Annotated in this window: 12 protein-coding genes and 1 pseudogene; all 13 read right to left on the reverse strand. The window is 34.2% G+C overall.

What is annotated here, in order from left to right:
* Positions 1 to 837: S-methyl-5-thioribose-1-phosphate isomerase (gene mtnA, locus IJI80_RS04105; protein ID WP_292787881.1), on the reverse strand; the 837-nt coding region annotated here is incomplete at its 3' end.
* 877 nt (positions 838 to 1,714) lie between these two features.
* Positions 1,715 to 2,758 carry an NAD(P)-dependent alcohol dehydrogenase gene (locus IJI80_RS04110; protein ID WP_292787882.1) on the reverse strand — a complete coding sequence of 348 codons (1,044 nt, stop codon included), beginning with the start codon at positions 2,756 to 2,758 and terminating at the stop codon, positions 1,715 to 1,717.
* Between the two features lie 371 nt (positions 2,759 to 3,129).
* Positions 3,130 to 4,020: a radical SAM protein gene (locus tag IJI80_RS04115; protein WP_292787884.1), complete on the reverse strand. Its 891-nt coding sequence runs from the start codon at positions 4,018 to 4,020 to the stop codon at positions 3,130 to 3,132.
* A gap of 335 nt (positions 4,021 to 4,355) precedes the next feature.
* Positions 4,356 to 4,922, reverse strand: coding sequence for a methanogenesis marker 17 protein (locus tag IJI80_RS04120; protein WP_292787886.1), 567 nt, complete (start codon positions 4,920 to 4,922; stop codon positions 4,356 to 4,358).
* A gap of 80 nt (positions 4,923 to 5,002) precedes the next feature.
* A complete protein-coding gene (locus IJI80_RS04125; protein WP_292787888.1) occupies positions 5,003 to 6,238 on the reverse strand; it encodes a methanogenesis marker 15 protein in 1,236 nt (411 codons plus the stop codon).
* Position 6,239: 1 nt separating this feature from the next.
* Positions 6,240 to 6,746, reverse strand: a complete 507-nt coding sequence (locus tag IJI80_RS04130; protein WP_292787890.1) for a methanogenesis marker 5 protein — start codon at positions 6,744 to 6,746, stop codon at positions 6,240 to 6,242.
* Between the two features lie 67 nt (positions 6,747 to 6,813).
* Positions 6,814 to 7,293, reverse strand: a complete 480-nt coding sequence (locus tag IJI80_RS04135) for a methanogenesis marker 6 protein (protein ID WP_292787892.1) — start codon at positions 7,291 to 7,293, stop codon at positions 6,814 to 6,816.
* 11 nt (positions 7,294 to 7,304) lie between these two features.
* A complete protein-coding gene (locus IJI80_RS04140) occupies positions 7,305 to 8,858 on the reverse strand; it encodes a methanogenesis marker 3 protein (RefSeq protein WP_292787894.1) in 1,554 nt (517 codons plus the stop codon).
* A gap of 237 nt (positions 8,859 to 9,095) precedes the next feature.
* Complete coding sequence (locus IJI80_RS04145; protein WP_292787895.1) at positions 9,096 to 9,779, reverse strand: amino acid ABC transporter ATP-binding protein; 684 nt, start codon at positions 9,777 to 9,779, stop codon at positions 9,096 to 9,098.
* A gap of 10 nt (positions 9,780 to 9,789) precedes the next feature.
* Entirely contained in the window at positions 9,790 to 10,443 is a 654-nt protein-coding gene (locus tag IJI80_RS04150) for an amino acid ABC transporter permease (protein ID WP_292787897.1), read from the reverse strand.
* Positions 10,444 to 10,599: 156 nt separating this feature from the next.
* On the reverse strand, positions 10,600 to 11,424 hold the full coding sequence (locus tag IJI80_RS04155) for an amino acid ABC transporter substrate-binding protein (protein WP_292787899.1): 825 nt from the start codon (positions 11,422 to 11,424) through the stop codon (positions 10,600 to 10,602).
* 486 nt (positions 11,425 to 11,910) lie between these two features.
* A complete protein-coding gene (locus tag IJI80_RS04160) occupies positions 11,911 to 12,888 on the reverse strand; it encodes a methanogenesis marker 2 protein (protein ID WP_292787901.1) in 978 nt (325 codons plus the stop codon).
* A 924-nt stretch (positions 12,889 to 13,812) separates the two neighbouring features.
* Positions 13,813 to 15,066, reverse strand: a pseudogene (locus tag IJI80_RS04165) (DUF2117 domain-containing protein); the annotation flags it as partial.
* Positions 15,067 to 15,072 lie beyond the last annotated feature (6 nt).

A 15,072-nucleotide genomic window follows, 5' to 3' on the forward strand; every position in this document is an offset into this window, starting at 1 on the left:
CTCTGGACAAATTCTAGCTCCTCCGTAGTATATTACTTCATTAGGATCTCTTTCTTCAATAACTGTATCAAAGATGGAAATCTCCTTATCAAATGTACTGAATGGAGCTGCAATATAAAATGGAATGTCAAATCTTTTAGCTGCAAGAGCTACCATAAATGAACCAATCTTGTTTGCAATACCATCATAAGCCACCCTATCTGCACCGATTACAACCTTATCAATCTTTCCGATTGACATAAGATAACCGCTTGCAACATCTGGAATCAGTTTTACAGGAATTCCTTCCTGTTGCATTTCCCAAACGCTTAAGCTTGCACCTTGTCCTCTTGGACGGGTTTCATCACAAATCACTTGAATATCTTTTCCTTGATTGAATGCAGAACGGAAAACACCTAATGCAGTACCATAATCTACACAAGCAAGTGCACCAGCATTACAATGGGTTAAGACTGTATCTCCATCATCAATAAGTTCAGCACCATATTCACCTATTGCAAGATTTGTATTGATGTCCTCACCAGCCATTGCCATTGCTTCATTAAGCATATTGTCTGCTTTCATGACTCTGTCTACCGCCCACATTAAATTGACTGCTGTAGGTCTTGCATTTTTCATCTCTACAGCGACCTTTTCCATATCTTCCCCAGCAATCTGAGCAAGTGCCATACCGAAAGCAGCTGAAACACCTATAGCAGGGGCTCCACGAACAACCATTGTCTTGATTGCATCTATTACTTCCTGGTAAGTGCTGCAATAGACATAAGTCAATTCATCAGGCAATTTGGTTTGATCTATAAGCTTTAATTTATTGTCTTCCCATTCTAAAGTTCTCATAATAATCACATGATAAAAATAATTGATTCTATAATAAAATTGTTAAAATACAATAAAATATTGGTCTTTTTTAAATAAATAAGTTATTATGAAAATAGTTTAAAGAGAATATGAGAACACCCTCCAAATAATCAGATAAAGAAAATTAATAAAGAGCATACACAGAAGAACTAATAAAAACTTCAGCCCATTACAAATTAACTCCTAAAGGATTTTAAAAAATAATCCGATTAAAATAAGGAGGATTCCTATAAAAACATATAGAGCTCCTTCTTCTAACAAGGATATTTTATCACCTCCATTAGAAGAATCTCGAATGAAGCATATTCCATTGTGAATAAGTATAAACAAGACTCAGCTATAAAAAAATCAACTTTTATGCTTCGTTTAGTATTTTTTATATAGTAACAGAGAGAGCCCATATCCTAATTATAAAAAGAATGTTCCCAATATAATATTTAAGAAAATACAATATAAAATTAGCCTAAATGCGAAAAAACACGATAAATAAAAGATAAAAAATAATTAAAGCAATAAAACACAATTTCACAAATGTGAAAAAACACAAAAATTTAAAAAATAAACTTAAAAAAAGGAAAAATGCTGCAAATGTGATCACCTCTCTCTAATGACCACATTCCAACATTTGTTGATTTATATAAAATCTTGTTTTAACTATATTCACAACAGAATTTACAAGTTACCTTGTGATTAGTAATATATAAAAAGTAATATATAAATATTTTGGAAAATAAAGAATTTTTAAAGCTTTAAATGAAAAAGGAAAGAATAAATAAGCTTATTTTAACATATAGTAAACTATACATAAAAATTTAAATAAAAAAAAGTAAAAAAGGACATAAAGTCCTTATAAAATTTATTCGTCAAATTCTTCAAAGGTGATTACAGCTCTTCCTTCAACTCTTCCGTTTCTTAAGTCATCAAGAGCATCAAGAACTTTACTGAATGGATATTGTTGAGCTTCAACCTTGATCTTTCCAGCTTTTGCCAAGTCCATGATCTCATAAAGGTCAGTGATGGTTCCACCTTGAGTCAATCTTACCATTACACCAGGTTTAACTGTAGTCCAGCTTACTGGGAGGGTTCCTCCACCAAGACCTAATATTGAAATAAGACCTAATCCTTTGGTGATTTGTGCTGCAAGTTCTAAAGTGTTGTCTCTGCCTACAAAGTCAAATACTGCATCTACACCTTTGCCATTAGTTAATTCCATGATTTTGTCATATGCATTGTCATCTAAAACAACCAATTCATCAGCACCATAGTTAACCATTTTAGCCATTTTTTCAGCAGATCTGTTAACTACAATAACACGAGCAGAGGTTGTTAAAGCCAAATATTGACAGCAGTAGAATCCAAGTCCACCTACACCGATAACAACTGCAGTACCGTTATTAGGAATGAATGGTTTTGCAGTTTGCACAGCACCATATGGAGATAAACCTGCATCTGCCAATGCCACATATTCTGTAGGGTCAAGGTCACCTAAAGGTGCAACTTCTCTTGCATCAGCAATCATATATTCTGCCATACCTCCGTCTTCCTTAAGACCACGTGCACTTGCAACTTCACAGAAGTTGTCACGGCCTGAAAGACAGTATTGACATTTACCACATGCATGCAATGTGTCAACAATAACGTTTTGACCAACCTCGACAGTATCTACTCCAGGTCCAAGTTTTACAACTTCACCTGCATTTTCGTGACCGAATGTGAATGGTCCTTCAAATGGAACTGTGATGAATCCTTCATCAATAACTTCAAGGTCAGTTCTGCACATTCCTGCACCTTTCATTTTAATTAAGATTTCCCCAAAAGTAGGTTCTGGTATAGGTACTTCCTCCATTACAGGAGGTTTTCCTAATTCATTTATCCTCCAAGCTTTCATCATTTCTGCCATTTTAATCCCTCAATTTTTTAAAGTAAAATTATTATTTAATTTTACATGTAATATTATATTCCTATTAAATATTAAATTTTACTATTTTAATTAAAAATTATTCATTTAAATATAAAAATATCTAAAAATTATTCGGCAAATATGAAATAAATAATTAGTTTATTTATAAATTATATAAAAACAATAAATAATGTTCATTTAACTTAATAAAGCATATAGATAAAATAAAAAAATTTTTAAGAAAAATAGAAAAAATAAACAAAAAATATAAAATAAAATTTACAAATAGCTAAAATTAAAAAAATTGATTAAAAAAAGTAAGAAGAAAAATAGGAAAAAATAATCCTATTTGAATAAAAATATTTGATCACTTAAAAGTGAGACTGAGGAGCATTTCCTATGTGATGGTCTTCATGTTTCTTACCAGGAATTCCATAAGCATCTGCTCTACATTGAGTACATGCTCTGAATACTGGAAGATATTCTTCAACATCACTACGTGCCTTTTCAATCTCTCCACATCCAGGTCTTGGATAATCAGCCATCTTGTTTAATGGAATGAGAGGCAAGACATTTACTAAGTCTGCACCGCATTCTTTTACGGTTTTAGCGATTTCTACAATATGCTCGTCATTTAAACCTGGAATAAGAACAATATTAACCTTAACGACTACACCAAGGTCAGTAATCTTTTTGATTCCTTCAAGTTGGTTTCTAGAGAGAATTTCAGCTGCTTCAAGTCCTTTGTAAGCTTTTCCTTCATAAACAATGAATCCGTTGATATCCTTTAGGATTTCAGGATCAACTGCATTTACTGTAACAGTTACGGTATTTACACCAAGTTCCGCAATTTTTTCTGCATATTTTGGAAGCAAAAGACCATTTGTACTCATACATTTGATTAAGTCTGGCTTTACCTCATTGATTTTTTCAAAGAACTCAAATGTAGCTTCGTTAGCTAATGAATCACCAGGACCTGCTACACCTACAACAGTGATTGCACTGTCTTCAGTTACATTCAAGACATGTTCCACTGCAGCATCTGCATCCATGATGGAACCTGCAACACCAGGCCTGTCCTCTTCAGTATTAATTGATCTTATACAGAAATTACATCCAATATTACATTTAGGAGCAATAGGTACGTGAACTCTTCCAACCTTATCATGCAATTTTTCATTATAGCATGGATGCACTTTTGTAATGTGTGCAAATTTTGCACCTTTATGACTTCCTCCACAAGTTAAATCTTTTTTAGTCATAGTATTACCTCAACACAATATTTTAATTAATAGTCATTTAATTAACTTAATTTTTTCTCCAATTTAATTTTTCTCACTACAATTTACAAAATTTATTCGTTAAATTCATTCATTTACGCTTAAACTTATAACTATTGTTATTAACAATATAGTATTTAAAACTTCCTATTTGTTTCTAATATATACGAACAAACTATTGAAAATTACGAACCGTTTTAAAAAAACAATGAAAAATTGGACAAAAAATTAAAACAACCCTATAAAAATGAAAATTTATGATTTGAAAAAATAAATGGATTAAATCTAAAAAGATTTAATCAATATTTGAATTAAATTTAATCCCATGTTTTAGGAGTATTCAATTCTACAATATATCCTTCTGCCTTTTCAACCCATTCATCTTTAATGAGCTCATCAGTAGCTATAATGGAAACGATATCTCCACGGGAAATGTCCTTCATAATCTTGAATCCTTCAGGAACTATTCTGAATATTGCATCATAAATCCTTCTCTTAAGGTTTTCATGAGGATCATCTACAACCAAATCAGACACTTCATGCTCCCCTTTCATGTGAATGACATATCTGCTTGGCTGATGAACGTTTTCCCTACCGTTGGTTTTCCAAAGGGTTCTTAGAATATTTGGAAGGTAGTTCTCATTATCTATTAGAACAACAGTGGTATCATCATCCGCTTCATAATTTACTTTAGCAACTTCCTTTAATGTAATGTGCTGGGAAGTCTTTCTCATCTTTATAGCTATAATGAAGCATACTTCATCCGGATTGACATAAGCGCGCATGTCATCAATTGAAGGCGGCAAGACCAAATCCTGCAAGATTTGCCTAATAATCATATCGTAGACTTTTGCTCCTTCAGGGTCATTTGATTCAATATACATATAATCACTCTACTTAAAATAATAAATAAAAATGAAAATAGGATAAAAATATTTGAAATATTAAAATCCAATCATATTATTTATTCATGTCTATTTCCCATACCAGATACAAGCAATGCTGCACCTACTGCACCAATATGCTGTGAGTATTCAGGTACGATAACTTCAATTCCACCTAAGGTTTCACTTACTGCTTCAACAAGTCCGGAAATTAAACTGGTTCCACCTACTTGGATTAAAGGTTCACGAATGTCAATTTCCTGTAATTGCTGTTCATAAACCTGTTCTGATACAGAGTGACATGCAGCAGCTGCTACATCTGCCTTAGATCCTCCAGCAGCAAGAGTGGTTACCAAGTCTTGAATACCGAATACAATACAGTATGAGTTAAGCATAGCCTTTCTCCAATCACCTTGCACAGCAAGAGGTCCGAGTTCTGTAATGTCTACATCTAACCTTCTTGAAGTCATGTCCAAGAATCTGCCTGATGCACCTGCACAGATACCACCCATAGTAAAGTTATCAGGAATACCATTGTTTACGGTAATTACCTTGTTGTCCATACCACCGATATCGAGTACTGTAGCTTCACCTTTTTGGCAATCAGCCAAGTATACTGCACCTTTTGCGTTTACAGACAATTCCTCTTGGATAAGTTCAGCTCCAAATTCCTGACCCATAGTGAATCTACCGTAACCGGTAGTTCCTATACCATCAACATCATCCCATTTGTAGCCAGTGCCTTCAAATGCTTCTGCAGCTGCAGTTTGAGCAGATGCAATGATGTCTTTTGTGGAAGTCCAACCGGTTCCGATAACCTTGTTGTTTTCCATAAGAACTGCCTTTGTAGTTGTTGAACCTGAGTCAAGTCCAAGGGTAAGTCCTTCTTGCTTTTCACGAGCAAGAATGCTTCTACGTGTAACAGTGGTAGCCAATGCTTCCATACGGATAAATAGCTCATCCGCTTTTGTCCTTTCAGTAAAGGAATATGTTACTACTGGAATACGTGTATTGTTTTGAATGAAACGTCTTACTTCGTTTCTGACCAATGCACCTTCTGCACATCTGAAACAGGTAGCAATGAATACTGCATCAGGTTTGCACTTACCTTCAACAATAGACATAGCTCTTGCAATCATAAGCTTTAAGCTTGAACTTTGAGCAGAGAAACCGAATTTCTCATAAGCTTCATTAATGTAATCCAAATCAATTTCAGGAAGAATAATTTCTGCTCCAAATTTTAAAGCTGCCTTTTCAATTTCCTTTTGGATACCACTATATTCGGTACCGCAAGAAACCAATGCAATTTGTACCATTTTATTTTCCTCCTTTATTTCCAATTGGTTCGCCTAAAACATCACTGTCTCCTTCAAGGTCTCCTCCGCCACCAGGCAAGGAATCAAGGAAATCCATGATTTGATTTACCATAAGTCTTGTTCCATCTTCATCATCAGGATAAACCACTTCCAAGACAGGAATGTCCTTTTTACGTAAACAGAAAATAGATAATTCATTTGTTCTTGCGCATCCTACACAACCAAAGCCAAATGGAGCGCCATCAACAATAATTGCTGCTTCTGCTGCATCTATAAGAGGGCCAATAATGGACATTCTTCCACGAACTCCTGAAGGCACTTCAATAGCTGCATACTTTAATCCGTTAATTGGATCTTCTTCTGTAATGTTCATTGGAGGAGAATCAATCTCCGGGTCTTTAATCTTTTGCCTTATTTGTTTTTGAAGAGCTAAAGGAGTATGACCTTTTCTCTCAATCAAGTCAGCTAGAACCAATGAATTTGGTGGATAAATAGCTACTTTTACCATAATATCATCCTCTTAATATAATCAAAGAAAACTTTTTGCAAACAATCCCATTTAGAAAGTTTTCTTATTATTTATCATCCTCTTTTTTATTTTCTTCTTCTTCTAAAATCTCTTTGAAGTAATCAACAGAAACAGGTTCCTTTTTTTCTATTTCCACTTCTCTCGGATTCTTTAAAGCTTCTCCAACATAATCAAGAATTCTAAATTCCTTTTCCATTTGGTGGAAACCTTCTCTTGGTCCGTATCTGTGACCTCTGCATCTTCTTGGGTCACCTGGAGCAAAACCTCTTTCCTTAGTAAAAATTCCATAAGGGTCTAATTTACGGAGTTCACGAATAGCTTCTCTCACATATTCATCCTTTCCACTAATCATAGCCCCATAACAAGTCCATTTGATTGTAATAGGCAAATTCAACATATGAAGGAAGTTCACTACCTCACTTTCACTTACATTTGCCTTTGAACTTAAAATGATCATCCTTGTTGAAACTTCCGGATCCATATCCTCTTTACCTAAATCGGGGGTTATACATAAATTTGCAGGCATAATCATTCCTCCTAATCATCATCCTCGTATACTTCATGAATATAAAGAGTGCTTCCGTCCTTAAGCTTGTTCAAGCCTTCAATGTTTCCAACAACTTCACCGACAACATTTGTAGCTGAGAAAGGCTCACCGGTAGGTCCGAAATCAGTGGTGTCAATGGTTCTTATACCAATAAGTCCCACATTCTTCTTAGACATGTTAGTTACACCTATCTCTCCTGCTTTCATAATGTCAGTTGGATTGTTTTCAGGAATGAGTCCCTTGGATTCATCGTTATCACCATTGAACATGAACATGTTCATGTCAGGAACTGCAAAGTAAACCTTCAAAGTTCCAACAGGCTTTTCAGCAAGACCAGTGATTTTCTCAAGATACCATCTGGTTCTTGGAGCCTTATCGGTTAATTTGATCTTAAGGAGCTCATCGCTTGCAAGACCAAAGGTAGTCACTTCACCTGCTTCTATGATGCCAACAGTGCTTTCAGGCTCTTGGGTTACGACAATTGCATCATCAGCATCGTTACCTGTTCTTACATGAGTGATGCCTAAGGATGCGAGTTTTTCTTCCGCCTCTTTTTGAGTCATCATCATAAGCATGATTCTGTCAGGACTGCTTCTTACAGTAATGAAATCCCCCTCTTTTGCTATATCAAACAATTCCATTCCTTGCTTGACGGTAGCTAAATTAGTGTGGGTTTCAGCTCTTACTCTGTCTTCTCTATAAATGTAAACTCTACCTTTACCGAATCCATCATTTCTCAAGGTAACTGTTCCTCTTTTACGTTCAGTTATCTCTTCCTTTTCCTTAGTTAAACCAGTCAATTCATAGAACCCGACAAATGAGTTAGATTCAAAGCTGACCTCTATCTTGTCATTCCTAATGAGTGAAAACAAGTGTTCAACAGATTTAGGGGAATTGAAGTTAGGTTCAAAAAGAACATAGGTGAACAATTGGTTTCCTTCCTCCAAGACTTCATCCAAGTTTGAACCACCAGTGCTCTCTCTAACTGTACTGCGCTCAATTACAGGTTCAATAGCTAGGATTTCATCATCATCAGTAAGGGAGAACAATGTTTTCCTTCCACCTATAACCCTTGCAAAGACTCCACGATCACTGTATTTTGGAACACCATAAACGTTCTTGTGGTCATCCTTAACAAAGATTATGTGAGTAGCCTCAGCTGAAAATCCGGATAAGCTAATCAAGACCTCATTGTCGAAATATGCAAATTCCTCATGTGAAGGTTCAAAATTAGAGCTTACAGGACCTATAGCCACTTCATTAGATGTTTCCCAACGGACATTATTAGAGATAAACTGAGAATAGTTTTCCTTGAAGAAATCAGTTAAAGGTTGTGATTTTTCAGAAACTTCCAATTCAATGAGAATACTTCCCTTAGGTGTTTTGATCTTATATTTGAGAATGTTACTTTGTATTTCACTTTCTCCCTTGATAAGACAAACGATACTTCCTTTCTTGTAAGGAGCATTTGAAATTTCAATTGCCTCCTTGATGGTAGAACCTTCAGGAATATCCACATCTTCTCCATTAATTTTAATTAGCATAGGCTTGCCTCTTTATTTATAAAATAATAATCATCAGTTAATTATAAAATAAGAAATGAAAAATATCCCCTATTTTATAAATTAAATATATGTATATTTTTAATAATATAAAATAGTTTTTAAATTAATTAGGATAATAAAAAAAGGGATGGAAATATTAATTATTTATACTGAATTGATAAAAAAATAAGTGAAAAAATTGAAAATAAATAAAAATAGAAAAGAAGTAAATCCTATTTATTCATAGAATTTACCTAAGAAGTCTTTCATTCTTTGATTGTCTGATGAGAATACCTCTTCAGGTGAACCTTCCTCTACAATAACTCCACCATCCATGAAGATAATGTTATCAGACACATTACGAGCGAAATTCATCTCGTGGGTAACAATTACCATTGTCATGTGTTCTGCAGCCAAATCCTTGATTACCTGCAAGATCTCACCAGTAAGCTCGGGGTCAAGTGCAGAAGTAGGTTCGTCAAAGAACAGAATGTCAGGATCCATACAAAGTGCCCTTGCAATTGATACCCTTTGCTGCTGTCCACCAGAGAGTTCAGAAGGATATGCATCTTCCTTATCGGACAATCCCATCTTTTTAAGCAAGTCCCTCGCATGAGCGTAAACCTCATCTTTATCTCTTTTTTGAACCCTTATAGGTGCATTGACAATATTCTTCATTACAGAATGATGTGGGAACAGATTGAAATTCTGGAACACCAAACCAAAGGTTCCATCAAAATTAATCTCTCCACTGTCTTCAGTTTCCAAATCTGTAATGCATCTAAGCAATGTAGACTTACCTGATCCAGATGGTCCAATAATGGACAATACCTCTCCCTTTTCAACATTAAAAGAGATATCCTTTAAAACTACATTGTCTCCAAAACTTTTCTTTAGATTTTTAACTTCCAATAAACTCATGATATCTCTCCTAAGTGTCGTAATAATCCAATCTTTTCTCGAAACGTTCCATTACAAATGCCACAAGTGCATTGAACAGATAATAGAATCCACCTGCAATCAGCAATGCTGAAATGGACGCTTCAGCTGCTGCAATCTGTTTTGCAACAGTGAACATTTCCGGAATAGCAAGCACGAATGAAAGTGAAGTATCCTTTACAAGAGTGATGACCTCGTTGGTAATTGAAGGAAGCACAATTTTCACTACTTGAGGCAATACAATGATGAAGAATGTCTCTAACCTATTGTAACCCAATACCTGTGCAGCTTCATACTGTCCATTTGGAATGGATTCGATTCCTCCACGGAAAATCTCTGCAAAGTAGGCTGCATAGTTAATGGTAAATGCAATGATAACTGCAACCATCCTGAAATCTCTTGAAAGAGTCATTCCGAAAATATAGTATGGCCCAAAGAACACCACAATCAATTGCAGCATCAATGGAGTTCCTCTCATAATTGAAATATATGCTTTCATAATCCATTGCAATGGCTTGAAGCTACTCATTCTTCCTGCAGCAACAGCTAATCCAAGTGGAATTGAAAATAGCAATGTAAGTAAGAATATTTCAATGGAGGTTCCCATACCCCATAATAATTCTTCTAAAATTTTACTTAATAACATTTAACATTCTCCAAAATAAAGATAATAAACTTAAATAAATTATTTAAATAATATAAAACAAAAAATAGCTTGTTTTAAATAATTTATTTAAAATTATTAAATTAAAGAATAAAAAAAGTTTATACATAACGAATTATGCATAAACTAAGAATTTATTTATTTAGTAATGAGAGAACCTGGAACACCAAATTCATCGTATTTTTCTGCGATTTTTGCAACAGTTCCGTCTTCAAACATTTCGTCTAAAGTAGCTTGAATTTGGTCTCTTAATTCTTCATTGCCTTTTTTGAAACCTACACCATATTGTTCAGAAGAGATTTCTTCATCTAATATTTTGTATTGGTCACTGCCTTTTTGGCTGATTTGGTATTGAGCTACACCAATATCGATTGCAACTGCGTCACAAGCACCGGATTCTAAGTCCATGAATGCAGTGTTATAGTCAGCAATTTGAGTTAAGGAATCAAAGGTGTCTGCTAAAGGTTTTTGATCTCCTTCAAGAGCTGCTAAAGCAGATGAATCTTTTTGGGTTTCTACGATTTTACCTTCTAAATCATCTAAATCATCGATACCAGAATCGGTTTTTACAACAATAACTTGTTTGTTATCAATGTATGGTTCAGACCAGGTGTACTCGTCTTCTCTACCGTTGATGGTAAATCCGTTCCAAATACAGTCAATAGAACCAGAGTCTAATTCACTGTCTTTAGCATCCCAGTCTATTGGCTGTTTTACTAAAGTCCAGTTATTTCTATCACAAACTTCTTGAGCTAAGTCTAAATCAAATCCCACATATTCCCCACTGTCATCTTTGTATCCGTATGGAGGGAATTCTGCGTCGAAACCAACAACTAAAGTGCTGTCATCGTTATCAGCAGTTGCTTCATCACCTAAGAAATCGAATAAACCAGCACTGGATGCTCCGATTACTAAGAATGCTAATAATGCAACCCCTAATATAATTCCTATTTTTTTATTCATATTTACACCAAATATTTTTAATTTATAATATATTATAAATTAGATAAATAAAAAAAATCTAATCTACATAATTATTTAAGAAAATCATATTATATAAAATAGTGTTATTTATTCAGAAAAATAATAAAAATCCAGTCAAAAAGGCGAGTTATGACTAATAAAAACTAAAAATAATAAATATTGTTTAAGTTTTAATAAATTATAAAATGAATAATTTTTAATAAAAATTATAAAACAATATGATAAAAATTTTCAATAAAAATAGAAATTATAGTAAAAATTAGTTTCAAATTATTGAAACATATCTGAAAATTTAAAAAAATGAAAATTTTAATTGACAGTGAATCGAATAAAAGGAAAATAAATAATAAATAATGAGTTATAAGCAAAATAAAGGATGGAAAATCAAAATAATAAAAAAGTTAAAAAAAACGAAAATTAAAAAAGTTAAAAAAATATTGAAAAAATTGAGAAAAATAGTAAAATTTATTCATTCATTTTCAATACAGGATTCTTTTCCTGAGAGAATAAAACTGCTTTTTCATCACAATGTTCCAAATAAAGCACTTTCTCTTCTATCACATCACCAACAACAGCAACTTCAAATGAATATGGGCTTAAAGTGTCAATGATTTTTTGGCAGTTTTCCTCTTTTGCAGTGAGTACAAATGCAGCTCCAGGATAAGCTCTTAACCAATCTTCCCAAGAGACATCAGGATTTCTTGGAATCAAATCAAGGTTTACACAAGCACCTACACCAGATGCCTCCAAAAGCATTTCCAAAGTTCCAAGTGTTCCAGGATTACTGATATCCTTTCCAGCTGTAGGAAGGTGTGCCTCTGCAATTTCCTGCATGACCTTTATTTGATCTTGAACCAACTTGTCATCCTTTTCATAGGTAGTGTCCCAATTTAGAGCAAATTGAGGATGCTGTCTGCCATCAGTGTCAATAGCTACAAGGACCTTATCTCCAACACTTGCACCTGCAGATGTTATTAATGAATCTTTCTTAGCAATCCCTGCAATGGCTACATCCAATGAATTGAATTCGGAATCAGGGTGAAGATGTCCTCCAACCATAGGAACATTGAACTTCTTGCATCCATCTACAATGCCTTGAAGAAGATCATCATAGATTTCATCATCAAAAATGGACATTGTATTTACCATAGCTATTGGCTTTCCACCCATAGCTGCAATATCATTAACATTTACAAGAACAGAACAATATCCTGCCCAGTAAGGATTTACACTCATCAATTGTCCCCAAATCCCATCAGCAGCAAGCAAGATAACCTGATTGTTACCAATATCAATAGCTGAAGCATCATCTCCAAAGTCAAGAAGGACTTCACCGGAGATATTATAAACTTCACCTAAAGTTTTTGTAACCTTTTCAATGGAATTCTTTCTGCTAACTCCTACAAACTCCTGAAGCGATTTTACAAGTTCTTCAAAATCCATCATTACACCTTAATATTAAAAAATAATTTAAAATAATTGAATTTAAATAATAACCAAATTTAAATAATAATTGAATTAAAATAATAAAATAATTTTAAGAAAAATATTTGATAAAATTAAATCAAAAAGTTAATCCTGTTTGTTTTCATCCTCTGACTGTTCAATAGACTCTCCAAATTCCTCTTCAATATATTCAGCCCATCCATCAGCCTCATCTACCTCATCTGCATCTCCATCAACAGACTCTTCTTGAGAAACATCATTTAAATCTTCATCCAGATAAACCTCTTCAACAGGAACATCTTCATAAATGACTTCTTCTGCATCATGCTCAACATAAATCTCCTCAACAGGTGAATCAACTACACCATGCTCAACATAAATCTCCTCAACTAAAGGCTCATCACTGTCATGCTCAACATAGATTTCCTCAACTGGAGGCTCATCAATAGTTTCCTCAAATGGAACTTCATCATAATAAATGGAATCCTCATCATCATAGACATCATCATCAAGATAAATCTCTTCATCAAAGTAAACCTCTTCATATTCACCGGATCCATGTTCAACTAACAGTTCTTCAAGTTGAGCATCTGAAAGTTCCTCGAAATCATCATCTGTATACTCTTCCTGTGGAGAATCATAATTTTCATCCAAATAAACTTCTTCTCCTTCCTCAAAGGATTCATATTCGAATCCATCAATAAACTCATCCAGATTTTCCACAAGCTCAGGATTCTCATCAACAACCTCATGATATGTGTCAATGACATTATAATCGCAATCCTTCTCCACAAAGCTCGGAACAATATTCTTTACCTTCTCAATAAGATGATTCTTGAAAACTTTGAAGATAACTGTTTTAAATTCATCTACAGAATTGGCTTCCTCATCAAATGGCATTTCAAAAGTGTCCTTTGACATGAATATTTCCTCATTGATGTATTGGCCAACAATATCATCAAAACCGGAAGCGACTTCAATGAATATTGATTTTTCATTGACAAAGCCGTTTTCAACAACCTTATCCAAATCTCCATCAATGATTCCAATGATTGGAATATTGAATCTGTACAAAATGTCAGAAGCAACCAATGAAGTGTCATCACCAATTGTAACAACCAAGTCAAAATCCTTGAATTTGTAAATGTCATAAGCAGCATGGTCCACATAAGCCACTTTAAAGGAATACTCATCCTCAGAAATTTCACCGGAGTAAAGATTTCTCTCAGTATCCTTTACATAAATATCATTATGAGACAATACTCTTGGATTAACATCATCAGATTTTCTAAGCAATCCTGTTTTCACAATTATCCTCTCCAAATCAACAGGACCTAATTTTTCAAGACCATGATATTTGATGGTTCCATTAATTATGTCTACAATCATTCCATCACGGGCAATGATGACAATGGAATCTGCATTGGAATATCCAACAACAATTCCATTAATGAAGATATTTTCATCAGGGCTTACACCATGAATCTTACGGTAAGTGTAATGGCTGGTTTCATAATCATCATAGGATTTCAATAAGTCTTCAATGGATTTATCATCTTCCTTCTCTTGATTGTTTGAGAAATAAGCTGAAACAACTTCTTCAGGTGTGATTTCAATTAAATCCAAAGCTGCCTTTAGGCCATCAAAGAATTCTTCAAAGTTAAATGAAAGTGATTCAAGCATGTTATTATCGCCTAATCCTAAACGTGCCCTTTTGCTTTTTCTGCTTTTTTCCAATTGCTGATTTAAAACACAATTCCAGCTGATGATTGCACCATCTTCCTCTCCAGGCCTTTCTATCTGAATAACAGGAATGCTTGATTCATACAAAGACTTATGATTGGTAGCCAAGAAATCCTCATTTGAAAGCTGTTTGAAATAATGAGTAAATACCTTATATCCAAAAACACGTCCAGTTTCAGGAGACTTTCCATAATTCAATAGGAAAATGACATCAGCATGTTCCCTGTTGAACAGCTCCAATGATTGGCTAGGCAATAATTTCAATGATATGTCAATGATATCCTCCAATCCAGCATCAATCACTGCTGTTCTGCCCATTGTTCCTCCTAAACGGCAACGGACATTACCAAAATTAGATAGGATGTCAATAATCTTTTTGGCCCAGCCTGAATCAACTATTCCTGGACCATGTACAACAACACCAATTTCCATATTCAC

The organism is Methanobrevibacter sp., from assembly GCF_017432245.1.
Classification (GTDB): Archaea; Methanobacteriota; Methanobacteria; order Methanobacteriales; family Methanobacteriaceae; genus Methanobrevibacter.

Excerpts from the sequence above, each read along its gene's own strand:
- IJI80_RS04145 (WP_292787895.1), bottom strand. The coding sequence starts at position 9,779 with ATGAGTTTATTGGAAGTTAAAAATCTAAAGAAAAGTTTTGGAGACAAT.
- IJI80_RS04130 (WP_292787890.1), bottom strand. The coding sequence starts at position 6,746 with ATGGTAAAAGTAGCTATTTATCCACCAAATTCATTGGTTCTAGCTGAC.
- IJI80_RS04115 (WP_292787884.1), bottom strand. The coding sequence starts at position 4,020 with ATGACTAAAAAAGATTTAACTTGTGGAGGAAGTCATAAAGGTGCAAAA.
- IJI80_RS04135 (WP_292787892.1), bottom strand. The coding sequence starts at position 7,293 with ATGCCTGCAAATTTATGTATAACCCCCGATTTAGGTAAAGAGGATATG.
- IJI80_RS04155 (WP_292787899.1), bottom strand. The coding sequence starts at position 11,424 with ATGAATAAAAAAATAGGAATTATATTAGGGGTTGCATTATTAGCATTC.
- IJI80_RS04125 (WP_292787888.1), bottom strand. The coding sequence starts at position 6,238 with ATGGTACAAATTGCATTGGTTTCTTGCGGTACCGAATATAGTGGTATC.
- IJI80_RS04150 (WP_292787897.1), bottom strand. The coding sequence starts at position 10,443 with ATGTTATTAAGTAAAATTTTAGAAGAATTATTATGGGGTATGGGAACC.
- IJI80_RS04120 (WP_292787886.1), bottom strand. The coding sequence starts at position 4,922 with ATGTATATTGAATCAAATGACCCTGAAGGAGCAAAAGTCTACGATATG.
- IJI80_RS04160 (WP_292787901.1), bottom strand. The coding sequence starts at position 12,888 with ATGGATTTTGAAGAACTTGTAAAATCGCTTCAGGAGTTTGTAGGAGTT.
- IJI80_RS04110 (WP_292787882.1), bottom strand. The coding sequence starts at position 2,758 with ATGGCAGAAATGATGAAAGCTTGGAGGATAAATGAATTAGGAAAACCT.
- IJI80_RS04140 (WP_292787894.1), bottom strand. The coding sequence starts at position 8,858 with ATGCTAATTAAAATTAATGGAGAAGATGTGGATATTCCTGAAGGTTCT.